Source organism: Streptomyces sp. NPDC093586 (genome assembly GCF_044764905.1).
In the GTDB taxonomy this organism is placed as follows: domain Bacteria; phylum Actinomycetota; class Actinomycetes; order Streptomycetales; family Streptomycetaceae; genus Streptomyces.
The window spans coordinates 174,515-191,727 of the sequence record NZ_JBIWJA010000011.1; the positions used below are offsets into that span (position 1 = coordinate 174,515).

Consider the following 17,213-nt stretch of genomic DNA (forward strand, 5'->3'; position numbering starts at 1 on the left):
CCGAGGGCACCCCGCGCTACAGCAGAGCCTTCAGGCGTTCTGCCAGCAGGTCCCAGCGCCACTTCTCCTCGACCCAGGACCGGCCCCGCTCGCCCATCCGGCGGCGCAGCTCGGCATCGCCGAGGAGGACGGTGATGCGGTCGGCGGCCTGTTCCTCGTCGCCGCCCCGCACCACCCATCCCGTCTCGCCGTCGAGCACGGCGTCCGGGGCGCCGCCGGAGTCGCCGGCGACGACGGGCAGGCCGGTCGCGGAGGCCTCCAGGTAGACGATGCCGAGCCCCTCCACGTCCAGCCCGCCCCGCCGGGTGCGGCACGGCATGGCGAAGACGTCCCCGGCGCCGTAGTGCGCGGGCAGCTCGGCCCACGGCACGGCGCCGGTGAAGCGGACGGAGGCGGCGACGCCGGTGTCCTGCGCGAGGCGGCGCAGGTCCTTCTCGTAGGGGCCGCCGCCGACGATCAGCAGGACGGCGTCGGGCTCGGCGGCGAGGATGCGCGGCATGGCCCGGATCAGGGTGTCCTGGCCCTTGCGCGGCACCAGCCGGGAGACGCACACCACGACGGGCCGGTCGGTCAGCCCGAGCCGGGCCCGCACCTCGTCGCCGCCGCTGTCCGGGTGGAAGGTCTTCTCGTCCACGCCCGGCGGCAGCTGCACCATCCGCGCGGCGGCCCGCGGGGTGAGCGCGCCCGCGATCCGTGAGCGCGTGTACTCGCCGAGGTAGGTGATCGTGTCCGTGGACTCCCCGATCCGGCGCAGCAGTCGACGGGCGGCGGGCAGCTGGGCCCAGCCGGCCTCGTGCCCGTGGGTGGTGGCGACGATCCGCTCGGCGCCCGCCCTGCGCAGGGCGGGCGCCATCAGCCCGAGGGGCGCCGCCGCCCCGAACCACACCGCCGTGCACCCGTGCTCGCGCAGCAGCCCGACCGCCCGCCGGGTCGCGTCCGGCGTCGGCAGCAGCATCGTCGTACGGTCGCGCACGACGGTGAAGGGCTGCTCGGCGTCGAAGGCGGCGGTCGCCTCGACGCCCTCCCGGCTCCGCTTCCAGGTGGAGGCGTAGACGACCAGCCGCTCGGGGTCCAGGCGCAGCGCCATGTTGTGCAGGAATGCCTGGATGCCGCCCGGGCGGGGCGGGAAGTCGTTCGTCACGATCAAGGTCTTGCGCATCGCCGCCGACCCTACCGAACCCGCCGCCCGGGGCGGGGCCCGGCCGTGTCTGTGGCACGCGTGCGCGGGCGGGGACATCATGGGACACCGGCACGGCACACGCGGACGGGCAGGGAGCACGTGGTGACGACGGACGCGGGGCGGTTCCCGGTGCGGCCGCTGACGGCCTGGGGCGTCACGCGGCTGGTGCTGCTGCTGTTCACGCTGAAGGTCCTGGTCCTCCCGGGCCCGGACGTCACCAGCGACGTGTCGGTCATCTACCGGGGCTGGTACGACGTCCTGCGCACCGGAACGTTTCCGCTGGACGACGTCACCTGGCAGTACCCGCCCGCCGCGGCGCTCGCGGTCCTCTCCCCCGGCCTGCTGCCCTTCCTGGACTACCCCACCGCCTTCTTCGCGCTGGCCTGCGTCGCGGACCTGGTGGTCCTCGCGCTGCTGCTGCGGGCCGGGCGGGGACGCGGCCGGTCCCGGCTCGGTGCCTGGGTCTGGGTGGCGGGTGTCCCGCTGCTCGGCCCCACGGTGTACGCGCGGTACGACGTGATGGTCACCGCGGTCGCGGTGGCCGCGCTGCTCGCCGCCGGGCGGCACCCCCGGGTGGCGGGCGCGCTGGCGGCGTTCGGCGCGCTGCTGAAGGTGTGGCCGGCCCTGGTGCTCGTCGGCGTGCGCGGGCGCGGCCCCTGGGTGTCGGCGGCGCTGACGGGCGCCGGCCTGGCCGCGCTGTTCGCCGTGACGACGCCCGGCGCGTTCGCGTTCCTGACGTTCCAGCGCGAGCGGGGCACCGAGGTGGAGTCGCTGGGCTCGCTCGTCCTGCACGTCGCCCGGCACCACGGCTGGGACGGGGCGGTGCTGCTCAACTACGGTTCCGTCGAGTTCCTCGGCCCCCACGTGGGCACGGTGAGCACGGTCGCCCTCGCGCTGACCGCGACGGCGTTCGGCTGGCTGCTGCTGTGGCGGCTCGCGGCCACGCGGTTCGCGGCGCACACGGCGGCGGACGCGGCCTTCACGGCGGTCCTGATGTTCACGGTGACCAGCAGGGTGATCAGCCCCCAGTACATGGTCTGGCTGGTCGGTCTCGCCGCGGTCTGCCGGTGCTTCTCGGCGAGCCGGATGCGGGTGCCGGCCGTGCTGGTGCTGGCGGCGAGCGCGGTGACGGTGCTGGAGTTCCCCGTCTGGTTCGCGCACGTCGTGGCGAGCGACCCGCTGGGCGTCACGCTCCTGTTCGTCCGCAACGGCCTGCTGGTGGCCGCCGCGCTCACCGCGGCCCGCGCGCTGTGGCGCGACACCGCGCCGCGCGGACGGCCGGGACGGTCCGCCGGGTCCGGGCGGCTCAGCCGAGTTCGGTCCGCAGATACTCCCGCCACCGCGCCGTGAACTCCTCCGGCGTCGTCCCGAGCACGTCGCGCATCGCCTCCTCGACCGCGCCCGCGCGCTCGTCGTGGGCGCCCACCGCGCGGTAGAAGGCGTCCAGCCGGTCCTCGCCCCACCGGTCGGCGATCATCCGGCAGGCCAGCCAGCCGCCCTCGTAGGCGCGGGCGAGTGCGTCGGCCTCGCCGGTGAAGCCGAAGTCCTCGTCCGTCGGCAGTGCGCCGGGCACCCGGCCCTCGGCCACCGCGCGGGCCAGTTCGGAGGCGGCCTGGGACGGCGCCCGGCCGACGGCGCGGTAGCCGACCCAGTCGGCATAGCCCTCGGACAGCCACAGCGGCGTGGCGGCGGTGGTGTGGACGCGCGTGGCGACGTGGGTGGCCTCGTGGGTGAGCACGACCTGCTTGCCGAGGCCGCCGAGCAGCCCGTACGCGTCGGGGTTGACGATGATCCGGTCGGCGGGCGCGTGTTCCCGGCCGCCCGTCTCGCCGGTGGTGACCGCGGCGATGCCCCGGTAGGAGGAGGCGGGCGAGCCGAGCAGCCCCGCCATCCCCTCCAGCGACCGGGGCACCAGTACGACGATCCGGCGGGCCCAGTCCCCGTCCCAGGCGTCGGACACGGCCGGCACCGCGCGGTCGGCCAGGTCCGCGTAGCCGCGCAGCGCCCCGGTGGACTGCCCGACGCCGAGGACGAGGCTGTGCTCGCCCCGCACCACCCGCACCGGGCCCTGGTCCCACGGCTGCTGGCCGGTCTGCTTCGCGGGCCGGTCGGAGTCGACGGACCACCGTCCGTCCCCGCCTCGGCTCAGCCGCACGGTGCGGGCGGCCGTGACGGCGCCCCGGTCGTAGCCCTCGACGCGGTAGCTGAGGTCCACGTCGGCGGTGGCGGTGTCACCGGTGCGGCGCACGCCGGTCACGCGGTACGACCAGGCGGCCAGCGGCACCGCGCTCAGGTTGCCGAAGCCCGTCCCGGCGCCGGTGCGGGCCCAGGCGGCCTGGTCGTGGGCGAGGACGGCCTCGGCGCGCCGGTCCAGGACCCGCTGGACCTCGGCGCGGACGGGGTCGGCCGCGGTCCGGCCGCCACAGGCCACGAGGGAGACCAGCAGCAGGCACAGCGCCACCACCGAGGAACCCGACACCCGCCTTCGACCGGCCATCTTTCCGATCGTACGGGGGCCGGGCCGCGGGAACCGGGGTTCGGGGAGGTCAGACCCTGGTGACCGAGGAGACCGGCATCATGCCGACCGGGTCGTAGCGCACCGGGGCACCGGGGTGGGGTGCGTGGATCACCTGGCCGTTGCCGGCGTACATGCCGATGTGGCTGGCGTCGTCCCGGTAGGCGACCAGGTCGCCGGGCCTCGCCTCGGAGAGCGGGATCTGCCGGCCCGCGTACCGCTGCGCCTGCGAGGTGCGCGGCAGGCCGACCCCGGCCTGGGCGTACGACCACTGGATCAGACCCGAGCAGTCGAAGCCGGAGGGGCCGTTGGCGCCCCAGATGTAGGGCCTGCCGAGCGCGGAGCGGGCGGCGGCGAAGGCGGCCGCCGCCCGGCCGGAGGCGGGCACGGCGCCACCGAGGGCGGTCAGGTCGGTGCGGCCGGAGCGGGAGGCGCGGTCGTAGGCGGCGCGGTCGCCGGCCGGGAGGGTGCCGAGCAGCCGCCGGGCCTCGGCGAGCTTGCGCTCGACGGTCTTCTTGTGGACGGCGACGGCCTTGCGGCCCTCCTCCAGCTCGGCGAGCTTGCGCGCGGCCTCGGCACGGTCCTGGGCGAGTTCACGCAGGGCCCTTCGGAGCTCCCTGAGTTCGCCGGCCTCGTGCGTGGTGATCCGGTCGAGCACGGAGGCCTTGTCGAGGTAGTCGTCCGGGTCGGCGGAGAGCAGCAGGGCGAGGGAGGGGTCGACGCCGCCCGAGCGGTACTGGGCCCCGGCGAGCGAGCCGAGCCCGTCCCGCATGGTGTTGATCCGCTGCTGCTTGCGGGCGATCTCGTCCTGCGCGGCGGTGACCTGAGCACGCAGGGCGTCGGTGCGCTCGTCGGCCTTGTTGTAGGCCTCGGTCGCCTTCTCCGCCTCCGTGTGGAGGCGGTCCACCTCGGCACGGGTGTCGTCGTGCGGCGCGGCCACGGCCGCCGGTACGGCGCCCAGGACGGCGGTGGCGACGGAGAGAAGGCCGACGGCGGCGGTGGCGCCGCGATCGAGCCCGGACGGTGCAAGGCGGCGATGGGACCCCACGGGAAGCCGCACTCCTTCCGCTGGCGGACGGGAAACGCGGCAGACAGTAGCCCCGCGGCGGGGCGGCGACCAACGTCCCGGCGAGGGTGCGCGACACGACGCCCCGCCGCTGACGCAGGTCACCGACGGGGCGGGGGGTCAGAACGCCGTGCCGTGATTCGCCCGAACGGACGGCACGGCCAGGACGTTTCCGGAAGTTCCCGGAGCGGGGATCAGACGCGGACGCCCCACATGAACGGGCCGCCGATGGTGCTCATCGACTCGTAGCGGACGACCGTGCCGGTGCGCGGCGCGTGCAGGACCTGGCCGTTGCCGGCGTAGAGGCCCACGTGGTGCAGGTCGTTGAAGAAGAAGACGAGGTCGCCGACCTGGAGGTCGCTCATCGAGGAGATGCGCGTGCCGTAGTTGGCCTGGGCCTCGGAGGTGCGCGGTATGTCGACGCCGGCCTGGGCGTAGGCCCAGGAGGTGAGGCCCGAGCAGTCGTAGGAGGAGGGGCCGGTGGCGCCGTAGACGTACGGGCTGCCGATCTTGCTCTGGGCGGCGGAGAACGCCGCGCCCGCGCGGCCGGAGGCGGAGGCCGTGGAGCCGGACAGGACCTGGCGCTCGCTGCTGCGGGTGGAGCGTTCCTGCTCGGCGTCGAGGGTGGCCTTCTCCGCGGCGGTGAGCGAGTTGAGGAGCTTCTGGGCCGAGGAGAGCTTGCCCTGGACTTCCTTCTTCTTGTTGCCCAGTTCGGTGCGGGTGGCGGAGAGGTCCTTGAGCTTCTTGGAGGCCTCGGCGCGCTGCTGGGCGAGGTCGCGCTGCTTCTCCTGGATCTTCTCCAGCGCCTCGACCTGCTGACCGCTGAGCTGGTCGAGCGTGGAGGCCTTGTCCAGGTAGTCGTCCGGGTCGGCGGACAGGAAGAGCTGCAGGGAGGGGTCGATGCCGCCGGAGCGGTACTGGGCGCTGGCCATCGAACCGAGGCCCTCGCGCAGCTCGTTGAGCTCCTCCTGGCCGCGGGCGACGTTGTCCTGGATGGTGGAGATCTCCTTCTGGAGCTTCTCCTGCTTCTCCTTGGCCCCGTTGTACTTCTCGGTGGCCTGCTCCGCCTCTTCGTAGAGTTTGTCGACCTTGGCCTTGACCTCGTCCTTGCTCGGCTTCTCGGTCGGCGCGGCGTTGGCCGCCTGCGAGCTGAGAGCGACTGCGGCTGCCGCTGCGGTGGTGAGCACGGTCACACGCGTGCGGCTCGGCTGCTTGGGACGACGGTGGGACGCCACGGAGTCGAGCTCCTTCTTGAGAGGGATCACCCGATCGCGGGTTCGAAGGAACGGGTTCGAAGGCTGACCCTAGTGACCAAGTCGTGATGAGTTCAAATCCTCAGGTGAAAATAGTGAGACCGGAGAGGCATATTTCACCGTGAACTCACGTGCGGTGAGCCGACGTTGACCGTGTGTCGCACCGAACGGCCCTCAATTCGGGCAAGCGGCCCGTACGTTGCGCTTGGGGCGGACGGCGCTCCGGGGACATACGGCCCAGGGCTCAGCCGTGCGAGAACCGCTTGAGGAGGACCACCGAGGCCACCGGCCGCGCCCCCGCCTTCGCCACCCCGTCGGCGACCTCGCGGTCGGTGGAGACGACGATGACCGGCCGGCCCGGCGGCTCGGCCCGCACCAGCTGGCGGATCAACTCGTCGGCGGTGACACCGGGCTTGGAGAACAGCACGCGCACCCCGCGCGGCGGCGCCAGCAGCACCGGCGCCGCCAGTTCGGCCCCGTCGAAGACGCAGGTCGTCTCGGCGCCGGTCTGCGCGGCGAGCTGGGAGAGCTGACCGAGCAGGCGCAGCCGCTGCTTCTCCAGCGGCATCTGCGGATAGCCGGTCTTGGTGACGTTGTAGCCGTCGACGACCAGGTGCGCCTGGGGCAGCGCGAGCAACTGGTCGAGGATGGCGGGGTCGTGCTCGGACAGGGCGCGGGCGGCGATGTCCTTCGGGGTCATCCGGCCGGGCTCGACCGCCTCCACCGTCTGGGCGGGCCGCACCGACACCGGAGGCAGCGCGAGCTCCCGGCGCAGCCCCTGCGTGGCGTCCAGCAGCGTGTCGAGGAGCAGCCGTACGCGCATGTCCTCGACGCTGCGTCCCTCACGGGCCGCCCTGCGGGTGGCCTCCAGGGCGGCCTCCGCCTCGGTGAGGCGGGCCTTGAGCCGCCGGCTCTCGCTCTCGGCGGCGGACACCTGGGCGTTCGTCTCGCTGCGGACGGTGTCTATCTCGTCCCGCATCTTGCGCAGGGCCGCCTCGCCGCGCTTGACGTCGCTGAGGGCGGAGCGCAGCTTGCGGTGCAGCGCGTCGGCCTCCTTCTTCGCCGCGTCCAGCTCGCCGCGCAGCCGCTCCGTCTCGGTCCTGGCGTGCTCCCGGGCCCGGGCCAGCTCGCCCCGCAGCCGCTCCAGCTCCGCGCGGCTCTCCTCGTCGGCGCGCTCGGCGTCCGCGCGCTGCGCCTCCTCGCCGGCGGCGGTCACCAGCTTCACCCAGCCGTGCGGGCGCAGCACGTAGGCCGCGGCCGCCACGTCGAGGGGGTCCGCGGCCGGGGGCGGGGCTCCGGCGTCGAGGGCGCCGGCCAGCTCCGGCTGGGCCTCTCTGAACTTCTCGCCGATCCGCTGCCGGAACAGGGGGTCGGTCTCCACGGCGGCGGCCATGGCGTTGCCGGCGAACTTGGCCCGGCGGTTGGGGGCGAAACGGGCGTACTGTCTCAGCTGTGCGGGAAGTTCGCCGAGGGTGAGCGAGCCGAAGCCGTCGGACACGATCTGCACGACCCTGCGGCGCACTCCGTCGGGCATCGGGCGGTCGAGCACCTCAGCGGCGCCGTCGCCCGGCCCCCCGCCGTGTGTCTCCACCATCCGTCACCCCAATGCCTCTGCTGTCTGCGCATGCCTGTGCGTGGCCCCGGTGCGGGACCACGGCCCGCGGGGCCCGCTCCCGTCAGGAGCCGGCGCCCGGCCTGTCCACGAGTTCCACCTGGTCCACGGCGTTGCACCAGCGGCACCGCACCGACTCGATGGTCTCACTGAGCACCTCGCGCTCCTCGACCGACGGCTCACCGGCCAGGTCGAGGTGCACGTACTCGACGACCTTCGAGGCGCGGGTCACGTCGAACCGGGTGAGGTTGCCGCAGAGGGTGCAGCGCCACCGCGTCGTGTCGGTCGGCAGGGGAACCGTCATCGTGGCTGTTCGCTCTCTATCCAGTGTCCGTGACGCGCCGGCCTCCCCGGTGCGTGTGGCTCGTAACCCTACGGCCTGACGGGTACCCGCCGCCCGCGCGTCCACGGCGGCGAGGCGGTATGGGCGGTTGCGTCCGGTTGCGCCATGCTCTGTGTCCATGATCCGCAACTGGAGCACGGCGGTCCTCGGGAAGATCAGGACGCTCGGCACGGCCCGCACCCCGCGTGACCGCACGGCGCCGGTGACGTACACGCTGATCATCCTGTGCTGCCTGCTGTTCCTGATCAGCCCGGCCTCGGGCCTCGATCCGGCCTACGGCTCCGGAGAGGAACTGCTCGCCGCGCAGCGCGCCTGGTTCCACCGCTGGGGCGTGATCCCCGCAGAACTGTTCGAGGACTCCCCCGGGGCCGCCCTCACCCCCGCGACGGCGCTGTTCGTCCACGGCAGCTGGGTGCACCTGCTCGGCAACATGCTCTTCCTCCACGTCTTCGGCGCGATGGCCGAGGCGCGGATGGGGCGGCTCCAGTTCCTGCTGTTCTACCTCGGCTGCGGCTGTCTGGCGCTGCTGGGCTACGCGGGGGCCAACGCCCACTCCCAGGAGTCCCTGGTCGGGGCCTCGGGGGCGATCTCCGCGGTCCTCGGCGCGTTCCTCTTCCTGTTCCCGCGGGCCCGGGTGACCAGCCTCCTGCCCTTCCTCTTCTTCCTGCCGCTGCGCTTCCCGGCCTGGGTGGTGCTGCCGTTCTGGGCGTCCCTGCAGTGGATGGCGGCGGGGCGGGCCGGTGACGGGCCGGGAGTGGCCTACCTCGCGCATCTGGTGGGCTTCGGGCTGGGCTTCGTCTTCGCCTGGGTGCGGTTCGGAGGTGGGACTACAGTTGGGGACGTTCCAGCGACGGCCCCCGAGGGAGAGAACCAGCCGTGATCAGCGCGATCGTCCTCATCAAGACCAGCGTGGACCGGATCCCCGAGATCGCGGAGCAGATCGCCTCGCTGGAGAACGTCAGCGAGGTCTTCTCCGTCACCGGCACCTACGACCTGATCGCGATGGTGCGGGTCAACCAGCACGAGGACCTGGCGGAGGTCATCCCCGGCCGGATCAGCAAGATCCCGGGCGTGGAGGGCACGGACACGCACGTGGCGTTCCGCACCTACTCGCAGCACGACCTGGAGGCGGCCTTCGCGATCGGCCTGGACAACTAGTGCCGCGGCAGGCGACGTCCGCCCCGTCGCGACGCCCGGCACGCTCCCCCGGAGGGGGTGCCCCCACTCGCCGCACCGGACGCCGCTCCTCACCGGGCGAACGTCGCCTGCCGCGGCACTAGGGCCCGCCGTTCGGATCAGGCCCTGGGGGACCGAGGAGACCGCACTCGCCCGCGCCGGCACCCTCCGGAGAGGATGCCGGCGCGAAAGGCTCAGGCGGCCGTGCCGGCGCCGGACGTGTCCGGGACGCAACGCCCGTCCTCGGTGCGGTAGTTCCAGCGGGCGCCGTCGCTCACCAGCTCCTTGACGGCGTTCACGAACCGCTCGACGTGCTCGTCCGGGGTGCCCGCGCCGAAGCTGACCCGGATGGCGTTGAGGGACTTCTCCCCCGGCGCCGCCTCGGGGGCGCCGCACTCGCCCTGCGTCTGCGGGTCGCTGCCGAGCAGGGTGCGCACCAGCGGGTGGGCGCAGAACAGGCCGTCGCGCACGCCGATGCCGTACTCGGCAGAGAGGGCTGCGGCGAAGTGGGAGCTGTTCCAGCCCTCGACGACGAAGGAGAGGACGCCGACGCGGGGGGCGTCGTCGCCGAAGAGGGAGAGGACTCGCACCTCGGGGACCTCGGCGAGCCCTTCGCGGACCTTGCGGATCAGGTACTCCTCGCGGGCGACCAGCGTGTCGAACCCGGCCTCGGTGAGCGTCTTGCAGGCGGAGGCGATGGCGTAGGCGCCGATGACGTTGGGCGACCCGGCCTCGTGGCGGGCGGCGCTGTCGTGCCACTGCACGTCCACGCCGCCGTCCGCGCGCCGGCTGACGCTGCGGCTGGCCCCGCCGCCCGCGAGGTACGGCTCCGCCTCGCGCAGCCAGTCGGCGCGGCCCGCGAGGACGCCGGAGCCGAAGGGGGCGTACAGCTTGTGCCCGGAGAAGGCGACCCAGTCGACGTCGAGGTCACGGACGCTGACCGGGTGGTGCGGAGCGAGCTGGGCGGCGTCCAGCACGATGCGGGCCCCGTGGGCGTGCGCGGCGGCGGCCAGCTCGCGCACCGGCCACAGCTCGCCGGTGACGTTGGAGGCACCGGTGACGCAGACCAGGGCGGGCCCGTACGGCTCGCGGGCGGCGAGCGCGCGCTCCAGGGTCTCGACGGCCTCGGCGGGGCTGCTCGGGGCGTCGAGGTAGGTCACGTCCGCGTCCCGCCAGGGCAGCAGCGAGGCGTGGTGCTCGGTCTCGAAGACGAAGACCCGGCAGCCGGCCGGGAGGGCTGCGGCGAGCAGGTTCAGGGAGTCGGTGGTGGACCGGGTGAACACCACCTGGTCGGCGTCCCGGCAGCCGAGGAACTCGGCGACGGTCCTCCGGGCGTTCTCGAACAGGTCGGTCGACAGCTGCGAGAGGTACCCGGCGCCGCGGTGCACGCTGCCGTAGTACGGGGCGTAGGCGGCGACGTCGTCCCAGACCCGCTGGAGCGCGGGGGCGCTGGCGGCGTAGTCGAGCGCGGCGTAGGCGACCTCGCCGCCGGTGACGAGCGGGACGGTGACGTCCCGGCCCAGGACGGGCAGCGGGGCACGGACGGACTGGTCGGCGGCGACGGCGGAGACGGACATGGGTACTCCCGTGAAGGCAGAGGTCGTCGCCACGCGAGCGCGTACGGCTCGAGCGCGGGACGGAAAGGAAAAGGGGGATGCGGAGGCGGGGCTCTGCGGCCCTATCGCATTCGCTGATTCACGGGAAACTCCCTCGGACGACCCAGGACCCCTGGACCCACGCTGTCGACAGCGCGCGAGGGATCCGCGCTTGCCGTGGACCTTGCTGTCCACGACCTGGTCTTCACCCGGGGCACCCCGCCACGGACGGAGGGTTGCCGGACAGTCGGCCGGGGCCTCATGACTGTCACTCATGACCTGGGAAGGAACGTACGTGAAGTGATCGCCGCCCCGCAACCCGAGTCCGGATCGCGGGACGGTCGGCACCGTCCGGGCGGGGCCCTACGCGTTGCTGGCGGCCACCCAGCGCTCCAGGGTCCGCCTGGCCGCGCCGGAGTCGATGGATGCGGCGGCCTGCTCCATACCGGCCCTGATCCGCTCGGTCAGCGGCCCGTCGCCGGGCTTCAGGGCCACCAGGGCCGCCGCCGAGTTCAGCAGCACCGCGTCCCGGACGGGTCCCGGTTCGCCGGCCAGCAGACGGCGGGCGACGTCGGCGTTGTAGGAGGCGTCGGCGCCGCGCAGCGCCTCGACCGGCACCAGTTCGAGGCCGACGTCCCGCGGGTCGAAGGCCTCCTCGGTCACCGTGCCGTCCCGGACGACCCAGACCCGGGAGGTGGAGGTCGTGGTCAGCTCGTCGAGGCCGTCGTCGCCGCGGAACACCAGGGAGGAGTTGCCGCGCTCGGCGAACACCCCGGCGATGATCGGGGCCATCCGGGGGTCGGCGACACCGACCGCCTGGGCCTTCACCTTCGCCGGATTGGTCAGCGGCCCGAGGAAGTTGAACACGGTCCGCACGCCCAGCTGGCCGCGCGCGGTCGCCACGTGGCGCAGCGCGGGGTGGAACTTGACGGCGAAGCAGAAGGTGATCCCGGCCTCCTCGGCGACCTGGGCCACCCGCTTCGGCGTCAGCTCCAGATTGACCCCGAGCTTCTCCAGCACGTCGGACGCGCCGGAGGCCGAGGAGGCGGCACGGCTGCCGTGCTTGACGACCTTCGCGCCGGTGCCGGCGATGACGATGGCCGACATGGTGGAGATGTTGACGGTCCTGGCGCCGTCGCCGCCGGTGCCGACGATGTCGACGGTCTCGCCGGGCACCTCGATGACGTGCGCGTGCTCGTACATCGAGCGCACGCAGCCGGAGATCTCGTCGACGGTCTCGCCCTTGGCCCGCAGCGCCGTCGCGAAGCCCGCGATCTGCACGTCGGTCGCCTCGCCGCGCATGATCAGGTCCATCGCCCAGGCGGTGTCGTCGGCGGACAGGTCGCGGCCGTCGAGCAGGCCGTTCAGCAGGGCGGGCCAGGAGCGGCCCGCCGCGTTGTCGCCTCCAGCGGGGGTCACAGCGCTCATGAGCCGCTCCTGATCGTGTGCGTCGTGGAAAGGGAGTGTGGTCCCACCCTATCCAGCCCCCGGGCACGGCGAAGGGCCCCGTCCGCAGACCGGACGGGGCCCTTCGACCGTGGTGTGGCGACGCTGGAGGGTCAGTGGTGGCCGTGGCCGCTCGTGATCTCCTTGTATTCCTCGACGGTCGGCTTCGGGATCTGCGACCCCTCGCCGTAGTACGCCTTGCTGAGCTTGGCGCGGAGCTTCTGCGCGCTCGTCGGCTTGCGCTCGACACCGTTCTCGTCGACCGTCGGCCCGATCTCGGCCGGCTTGTACTGCTCGTGCGACGTGAGGGTGTGCAGCGCGCCCTGGCTGAGCGGCTCGTGGACCTCGATGAACTCACCGTGCGGCAGGCGCTTGATGATGCCGGACTCGCGTCCGTGCAGCACCTTGTCCTTGTCGCGGCGCTGGAGGCCGAGGCAGATCCGCTTGGTGATCACGAAGGCGATCACCGGGCCGACGAAGAACCCGATCCGGACGAACCAGGTCACCGCGTTGATCGACAGGTGGAAGTGCGTGGCGACGATGTCGTTGCCACCGCCGATCAGCATGATGATGTACGCGGTCACCCAGGCGACGCCGAGGCCCGTGCGGGTCGGGGCGTTGCGCGGCCGGTCCAGGATGTGGTGCTCGCGCTTGTCGCCGGTCACCCACGCCTCGATGAACGGGTAGAGGGCGATGACCGCGAGGAAGATACCGAAGATCACCAGCGGGACGAACACGCCCAGGACCAGCGTGTGACCCCAGAAGTTGATCTCCCAGCCGGGCATGGCGCGGACCAGACCCTCGGCGAAGCCCATGTACCAGTCGGGCTGGGCACCGGTGGACACCTGGTCGGGCCGGTAGGGACCGAGGGCCCAGATCGGGTTGACCGTCACGAGGCCGGCGACGGCCGCGATCACGCCGAAGACCAGGAAGAAGAAGCCTCCGGCCTTCGCCATGTACACCGGCAGCAGCGGCATGCCGACGACGTTGTTGTTGGTCTTGCCGGGACCCGCGAACTGCGTGTGCTTGTGGTAGAAGACCAGGATCAGGTGGGCCACCATCAGGCCGAGCATGATGCCCGGCAGCAGCAGGATGTGGATCGAGTAGAACCGCGCCACCATGTCGTGGCCGGGGAACTCCCCGCCGAACAGGAACATCGAGATGTACGTGCCGACGATCGGCACGGACAGGATCGCGCCCTGCGTGAAGCGGACACCGGTGCCGGAGAGCAGGTCGTCCGGGAGCGAGTAGCCGGTGAAACCGGTGAACATGCCGAGGACGAACAGCAGGAAGCCGAACAGCCAGTTGACCTCACGCGGCTTGCGGAACGCGCCGGTGAAGAACACGCGCATCATGTGCACGAACATGCCGGCGAGGAAGATGATCGCCGCCCAGTGGTGGATCTGCCGGATGAGCAGACCACCCCGGATGTCGAAGCTGATGTTCAGCGTCGAGGCGTACGCCTCGCTCATCAGCTGGCCCTGCAGCGGCACGTACGAACCGTGGTACGCGACCTCGTTCATCGACGGGTGGAAGAACAGCGTCAGATACACACCCGTGAGGATGATGATCAGGAAGCTGTACATGCACACTTCGCCGAGCATGAACGACCAGTGGTCGGGGAAGATCTTGCGCATGTTGGCCTTGGCCAGGGAGTAGATCCCGAGCCGGCCGTCGGCCCAGTCGGCGACACGTTCGCCGGCCGGTGCCTTCCCGCGGGAGCGGGACGTGTTGGTCGCTGTCGTGCTCATCCGCGCTCCCAGAATGCAGGACCGACGGGCTCTTCGAAGTCGCTGAGCGCCTCGAGATAGCCCTCGTCGTTCACGCCGATGCGCAGCTGCGGCAGGGCGTGACCGGCGGGACCGAAGATCACCCGGGCACCGTCGGAGAGGTCGAAGGTGGACTGGTGGCAGGGGCACAGCACGTGGTGCGTCTGCTGCTCGTACAGGGAGATCGGGCAGCCCACGTGGGTGCAGATCTTCGAGTACGCGACGATGCCCTCGTGCGACCACTCGAGCTCGCGCTTGTCCTTGATGTTCTCCGGCTGGATCCGGACGATCATCAGGGCGGACTTGGCGATCTCGTTCTGGAATTCCTCGTCGTGCTCCTCCAGGCCCTCGGGCTTGGCGAAGGTGAGCGAGCCGACCGCGACGTCGGAGGGACGCATCGGCTCGTTCGTGTTCATGTTGACGAGCAGCTTGCCCTTGGACCACAGGGTGTGGCGGAGCTTGGTGCCGGGCAGCGGACCGAGGTCGCGCAGCAGGACGACACCGGAGAGCGGCACCAGCGTGAGCGCGCCGAGCATCGTGTTGCGGATCAGCTTGCGCCGGCCGATCACGGACTCCTTGGCGCCCTGCTTGAAGTCCGCGTGGACCTTGGCACGGACCTCGGGGGACGCCTCGATCGGGTGACGCTCGTCGGCGACCTCCTCGTCGGACATCAGGGTGCGCGCCCAGTGGACGGCGCCCGCGCCGATCGTGAACAGCGCCACGCCCAGCGTCAGGCCGAGCGCGAAGTTCATCGCGTTCAGGTGCCCGATCGGGAAGACGTAGATCGACTTGTCGTGCGGGATGCTCACGAACGAGGCGATGAAGCCGATGGTGGCCAGCATCGACAAGGTGAACAGGAACGCGACCGCGCGCTCGGACCGCTTGGCGGCCCGCTCGTCGATGTCCTGGATGCGGTGCTCGTGGGGCGGCAGCCCCGGGTCGGCGAACGGGTTCTCCTCGTCCGCGACCTTCACCGCACCGTGCGGGGTGCCCTGCTCAGCCGGCAGGTTCTCTTCTGGAATGTCTTGGCTACTCATGACTTCTTGGCCTTTGCGGTCCGGGCGGCGACCCACACGGCGACGGCGATGCAGGCACCGAGGCCGAAGATCCAGCCGAAGAGGCCCTCGCTGACCGGCCCGAGGCCGCCCAGCGACAGACCGCCGGGGCTGACGGTCTCGTCACCGTTGACCGCGTTCAGGTAGGCGATGATGTCCTTCTTGTTCTGCTCCGACAGCGTCGTGTCGGGGAAGGAGGGCATGTTCTGCGGGCCGGTCTGCATGGCCTCGTAGATGTGCTTCGGGTCGACATCCTCGAGGCTGGGCGCGTACTTGCCGTGGGTCAGCGCGCCGCCCTTGCCGGTGAAGTTGTGGCACTGGGCGCAGTTGGTGCGGAACAGCTCACCGCCCTTGGCGATGTCCGCGCCCTCCGGGCCGTACTTCGCGTCCGACGGGACGGCCGGGCCGGCGCCCAGCGAAGCGACGTAGGCCGCCAGCTGGTCGATCTCGGCCTGGGAGTAGATCACCTTCTTGCGCGGGATCTGCGCGCCCGGCTGCTGGGCCGGCATACGGCCGGTGCCCACCTGGAAGTCGACGGCCGCGGCGCCGACGCCGACCAGGCTCGGACCGTCGGTGGTGCCCTGACCCCCGGTGCCGTGGCAGCTGGCGCAGCCGACGGCGTAGAGCTTCTTGCCCTCGTCGATGGCGAGGGACTGGGCGGATTCATCGGCCTGCGCCTTGCTCGCGGGCGCGAACGCGGCGTACAGCCCCCCGGTGCATGCCAGCGCGAGGAGTAGGACGACGAGCGCCGCCAGTGGATGGCGTCGTCGTGCGGAGAGCTTTTTCACGGATTACCCCGGTGTCAGGATCTTCTGCGTCGATGCTTCTGGTGTTGCGCGGGTGCGCGCCGCGACTACTTGATCAGGTAGATCGTGGCGAAAAGGCCGATCCAGACCACATCGACGAAGTGCCAGTAGTAGGACACGACGATGGCGGCGGTCGCCTGTTCGTGGGTGAACCTCCTGGCCGCGTAGGTGCGGCCGAGGACCAGCAGGAAGGCGATGAGGCCGCCCGTCACGTGCAGTCCGTGGAAGCCGGTGGTCAGGTAGAACACCGAGCCGTACGGGTCCGAGGACAGGGAGATCCCGTCCTTCTTGACCAGCTCGGTGTACTCGAACACCTGACCGCCGATGAAGATCGCACCCATCACGAAGGTGACGATGAACCACATCCTGAGCTTCTTCACGTCACCGCGCTCGGCGGCGAACACGCCGAGCTGGCAGGTGAGGGAGGAGAGCACCAGGATCGTGGTGTTCGTCGCGGAGAACGGGACGTTCAGCGCGTGGGCCTTCTCGGACCAGAAGTCCGGGCCGGTCACCGATCGCAGGGTGAAGTACATCGCGAAGAGGGCCGCGAAGAACATCAGCTCGGAACTCAACCAGATGATGGTTCCGACGCTGGTGAGGTTCGGCCGGTTGACCGACGGGTGCGCGTGCCCGGTTTCTACTGTCGTTGCTGTCGCCACGACCGACATTATGTCGGTCGCTTATCCCGCCCTCACCCCGGGGGGTGCCGTTCGGTGTGTTCGCCCCCTGTGTAGTGCCCGTATGGCCCATCGAACGGCCCGTCGAAGCCGTGTCCGAAGCAGTGTTGACGGGTTGTTTGAGGGAGTAGCATCCGCCGCAACGGGCACGACAGTCTCCACCGCGTATCGGAGGAAGCATGCAGGCGACCGCCACGGTGCTGGTCTACAGCGACGACTCCAACACCCGCGAACAGGTGCGGCTCGCGACGGGGCGCCGGCCGGCTCCGGACGTGCCCGTGGTCGAGTTCGTGGAGTGCGCGACGCCGGCCGCCGTCGTCAGGGAGCTGGACAAGGGCGGGATCGACGTCTGCGTCCTGGACGGCGAGGCCGTGCCCATGGGCGGCATGGGCCTGTGCCGGCAGATCAAGGACGAGATCTTCCAGTGCCCGCCGGTGCTGCTGCTCATCGCCCGGCCGCAGGACGCCTGGCTGGCCACGTGGAGCCGCGCGGAGGCCGCTGTGGCGTCACCGGTGGAACCGGTGGAGTTCGCGGGTGCGCTGGCCTCCCTGCTGCGCCAGAAGAGGCTGCAGGGCGTCTAGGGGCGCCCGAAGGGGGGCGGGGGGGGGGGGGGGGGGCGCGCCCCCCCCCCCCCCCCCCGGGGCGAACCCCCCCCCCCCCCCCCCCCCCCCCCCCCCCGCGCGCGCCCCCCCGCGAAGGGCCCCGACACCCCCCCCCCCC

Annotated in this window: 16 protein-coding genes and 1 riboswitch; of the genes, 4 read left to right on the forward strand and 12 right to left on the reverse strand. The window is 71.9% G+C overall.

Translation table 11 applies throughout. The annotated features are described in order from the left end of the window. Positions 1–16: 16 nt before the first annotated feature. Positions 17–1,159, reverse strand: coding sequence for a glycosyltransferase family 4 protein (locus ACIRFH_RS14905; protein WP_403520440.1), 1,143 nt, complete (start codon positions 1,157–1,159; stop codon positions 17–19). A gap of 120 nt (positions 1,160–1,279) precedes the next feature. Here ACIRFH_RS14905 and ACIRFH_RS14910 point away from each other — a divergent pair, with 120 nt between their 5' ends. Beyond that, on the forward strand, positions 1,280–2,530 hold the full coding sequence (locus ACIRFH_RS14910) for a glycosyltransferase 87 family protein (protein ID WP_403520442.1): 1,251 nt from the start codon (positions 1,280–1,282) through the stop codon (positions 2,528–2,530). On the opposite strand, the gene ACIRFH_RS14915 is transcribed toward ACIRFH_RS14910, so the two are convergent. The 5 genes from ACIRFH_RS14915 to ACIRFH_RS14935 form a co-directional block, all read right to left on the reverse strand. After that, positions 2,487–3,677, reverse strand: a complete 1,191-nt coding sequence (locus ACIRFH_RS14915; RefSeq protein WP_403520443.1) for a hypothetical protein — start codon at positions 3,675–3,677, stop codon at positions 2,487–2,489. The genes ACIRFH_RS14910 and ACIRFH_RS14915 overlap by 44 nt on opposite strands. 49 nt (positions 3,678–3,726) lie before the next feature. Next, positions 3,727–4,743 carry an NlpC/P60 family protein gene (locus ACIRFH_RS14920; protein WP_403520445.1) on the reverse strand — a complete coding sequence of 339 codons (1,017 nt, stop codon included), beginning with the start codon at positions 4,741–4,743 and terminating at the stop codon, positions 3,727–3,729. 212 nt (positions 4,744–4,955) lie between these two features. Continuing rightward, complete coding sequence (locus tag ACIRFH_RS14925; protein WP_403520447.1) at positions 4,956–5,996, reverse strand: NlpC/P60 family protein; 1,041 nt, start codon at positions 5,994–5,996, stop codon at positions 4,956–4,958. 262 nt (positions 5,997–6,258) lie between these two features. After that, positions 6,259–7,608: an NYN domain-containing protein gene (locus ACIRFH_RS14930; RefSeq protein ID WP_403520449.1), complete on the reverse strand. Its 1,350-nt coding sequence runs from the start codon at positions 7,606–7,608 to the stop codon at positions 6,259–6,261. An 82-nt stretch (positions 7,609–7,690) separates the two neighbouring features. Then, complete coding sequence (locus ACIRFH_RS14935; RefSeq protein ID WP_077797604.1) at positions 7,691–7,930, reverse strand: hypothetical protein; 240 nt, start codon at positions 7,928–7,930, stop codon at positions 7,691–7,693. Positions 7,931–8,087: 157 nt separating this feature from the next. Between ACIRFH_RS14935 and ACIRFH_RS14940 the strand changes: the two genes are divergently transcribed. Together ACIRFH_RS14940 and ACIRFH_RS14945 are read left to right on the forward strand one after the other, a co-directional pair. Beyond that, positions 8,088–8,849, forward strand: coding sequence for a rhomboid family intramembrane serine protease (locus tag ACIRFH_RS14940; RefSeq protein WP_403520451.1), 762 nt, complete (start codon positions 8,088–8,090; stop codon positions 8,847–8,849). Beyond that, positions 8,846–9,127 (forward strand): Lrp/AsnC family transcriptional regulator, encoded by a 282-nt coding sequence (locus tag ACIRFH_RS14945; RefSeq protein ID WP_077797603.1) that lies wholly within the window; start codon positions 8,846–8,848, stop codon positions 9,125–9,127. Before ACIRFH_RS14940 ends, ACIRFH_RS14945 begins: the two co-directional genes overlap by 4 nt. Before the next feature lie 212 nt (positions 9,128–9,339). Here the strand turns inward: ACIRFH_RS14945 and ACIRFH_RS14950 are convergent, their stop codons facing one another. From ACIRFH_RS14950 to ACIRFH_RS14975, 6 genes are all read right to left on the reverse strand, one after another. Next, positions 9,340–10,722: an aminotransferase class V-fold PLP-dependent enzyme gene (locus tag ACIRFH_RS14950; protein WP_403520453.1), complete on the reverse strand. Its 1,383-nt coding sequence runs from the start codon at positions 10,720–10,722 to the stop codon at positions 9,340–9,342. A 181-nt stretch (positions 10,723–10,903) separates the two neighbouring features. Further along, a riboswitch (SAM riboswitch) is annotated at positions 10,904–11,020 on the reverse strand. An 83-nt stretch (positions 11,021–11,103) separates the two neighbouring features. Further along, complete coding sequence (trpD, locus tag ACIRFH_RS14955; RefSeq protein ID WP_403520455.1) at positions 11,104–12,168, reverse strand: anthranilate phosphoribosyltransferase; 1,065 nt, start codon at positions 12,166–12,168, stop codon at positions 11,104–11,106. 131 nt (positions 12,169–12,299) lie between these two features. Further along, positions 12,300–13,937, reverse strand: coding sequence for a cytochrome bc complex cytochrome b subunit (locus ACIRFH_RS14960; protein WP_403520457.1), 1,638 nt, complete (start codon positions 13,935–13,937; stop codon positions 12,300–12,302). Further along, entirely contained in the window at positions 13,934–14,992 is a 1,059-nt protein-coding gene (locus ACIRFH_RS14965) for a Rieske 2Fe-2S domain-containing protein (protein WP_403520459.1), read from the reverse strand. The genes ACIRFH_RS14960 and ACIRFH_RS14965 overlap by 4 nt, the downstream gene beginning before the upstream one ends. Further along, positions 14,989–15,798, reverse strand: a complete 810-nt coding sequence (locus tag ACIRFH_RS14970) for a c-type cytochrome (protein WP_403520461.1) — start codon at positions 15,796–15,798, stop codon at positions 14,989–14,991. The genes ACIRFH_RS14965 and ACIRFH_RS14970 overlap by 4 nt, the downstream gene beginning before the upstream one ends. A 65-nt stretch (positions 15,799–15,863) precedes the next feature. Then, positions 15,864–16,484 carry a heme-copper oxidase subunit III gene (locus ACIRFH_RS14975; protein WP_403520463.1) on the reverse strand — a complete coding sequence of 207 codons (621 nt, stop codon included), beginning with the start codon at positions 16,482–16,484 and terminating at the stop codon, positions 15,864–15,866. A gap of 188 nt (positions 16,485–16,672) precedes the next feature. Here ACIRFH_RS14975 and ACIRFH_RS14980 point away from each other — a divergent pair, with 188 nt between their 5' ends. Further along, complete coding sequence (locus ACIRFH_RS14980; RefSeq protein WP_403520465.1) at positions 16,673–17,074, forward strand: hypothetical protein; 402 nt, start codon at positions 16,673–16,675, stop codon at positions 17,072–17,074. Positions 17,075–17,213 lie beyond the last annotated feature (139 nt).

What these genes read in the sequence shown, in the direction of transcription:
- ACIRFH_RS14915 (WP_403520443.1), bottom strand. Translation starts at nt 3,677, where the DNA reads ATGGCCGGTCGAAGGCGGGTGTCGGGTTCCTCGGTGGTGGCGCTGTGC.
- ACIRFH_RS14905 (WP_403520440.1), bottom strand. Translation starts at nt 1,159, where the DNA reads ATGCGCAAGACCTTGATCGTGACGAACGACTTCCCGCCCCGCCCGGGC.
- trpD (WP_403520455.1), bottom strand. Translation starts at nt 12,168, where the DNA reads ATGAGCGCTGTGACCCCCGCTGGAGGCGACAACGCGGCGGGCCGCTCC.
- ACIRFH_RS14940 (WP_403520451.1), top strand. Translation starts at nt 8,088, where the DNA reads ATGATCCGCAACTGGAGCACGGCGGTCCTCGGGAAGATCAGGACGCTC.
- ACIRFH_RS14930 (WP_403520449.1), bottom strand. Translation starts at nt 7,608, where the DNA reads ATGGTGGAGACACACGGCGGGGGGCCGGGCGACGGCGCCGCTGAGGTG.
- ACIRFH_RS14975 (WP_403520463.1), bottom strand. Translation starts at nt 16,484, where the DNA reads ATGTCGGTCGTGGCGACAGCAACGACAGTAGAAACCGGGCACGCGCAC.
- ACIRFH_RS14965 (WP_403520459.1), bottom strand. Translation starts at nt 14,992, where the DNA reads ATGAGTAGCCAAGACATTCCAGAAGAGAACCTGCCGGCTGAGCAGGGC.
- ACIRFH_RS14980 (WP_403520465.1), top strand. Translation starts at nt 16,673, where the DNA reads ATGCAGGCGACCGCCACGGTGCTGGTCTACAGCGACGACTCCAACACC.
- ACIRFH_RS14960 (WP_403520457.1), bottom strand. Translation starts at nt 13,937, where the DNA reads ATGAGCACGACAGCGACCAACACGTCCCGCTCCCGCGGGAAGGCACCG.
- ACIRFH_RS14935 (WP_077797604.1), bottom strand. Translation starts at nt 7,930, where the DNA reads ATGACGGTTCCCCTGCCGACCGACACGACGCGGTGGCGCTGCACCCTC.
- ACIRFH_RS14950 (WP_403520453.1), bottom strand. Translation starts at nt 10,722, where the DNA reads ATGTCCGTCTCCGCCGTCGCCGCCGACCAGTCCGTCCGTGCCCCGCTG.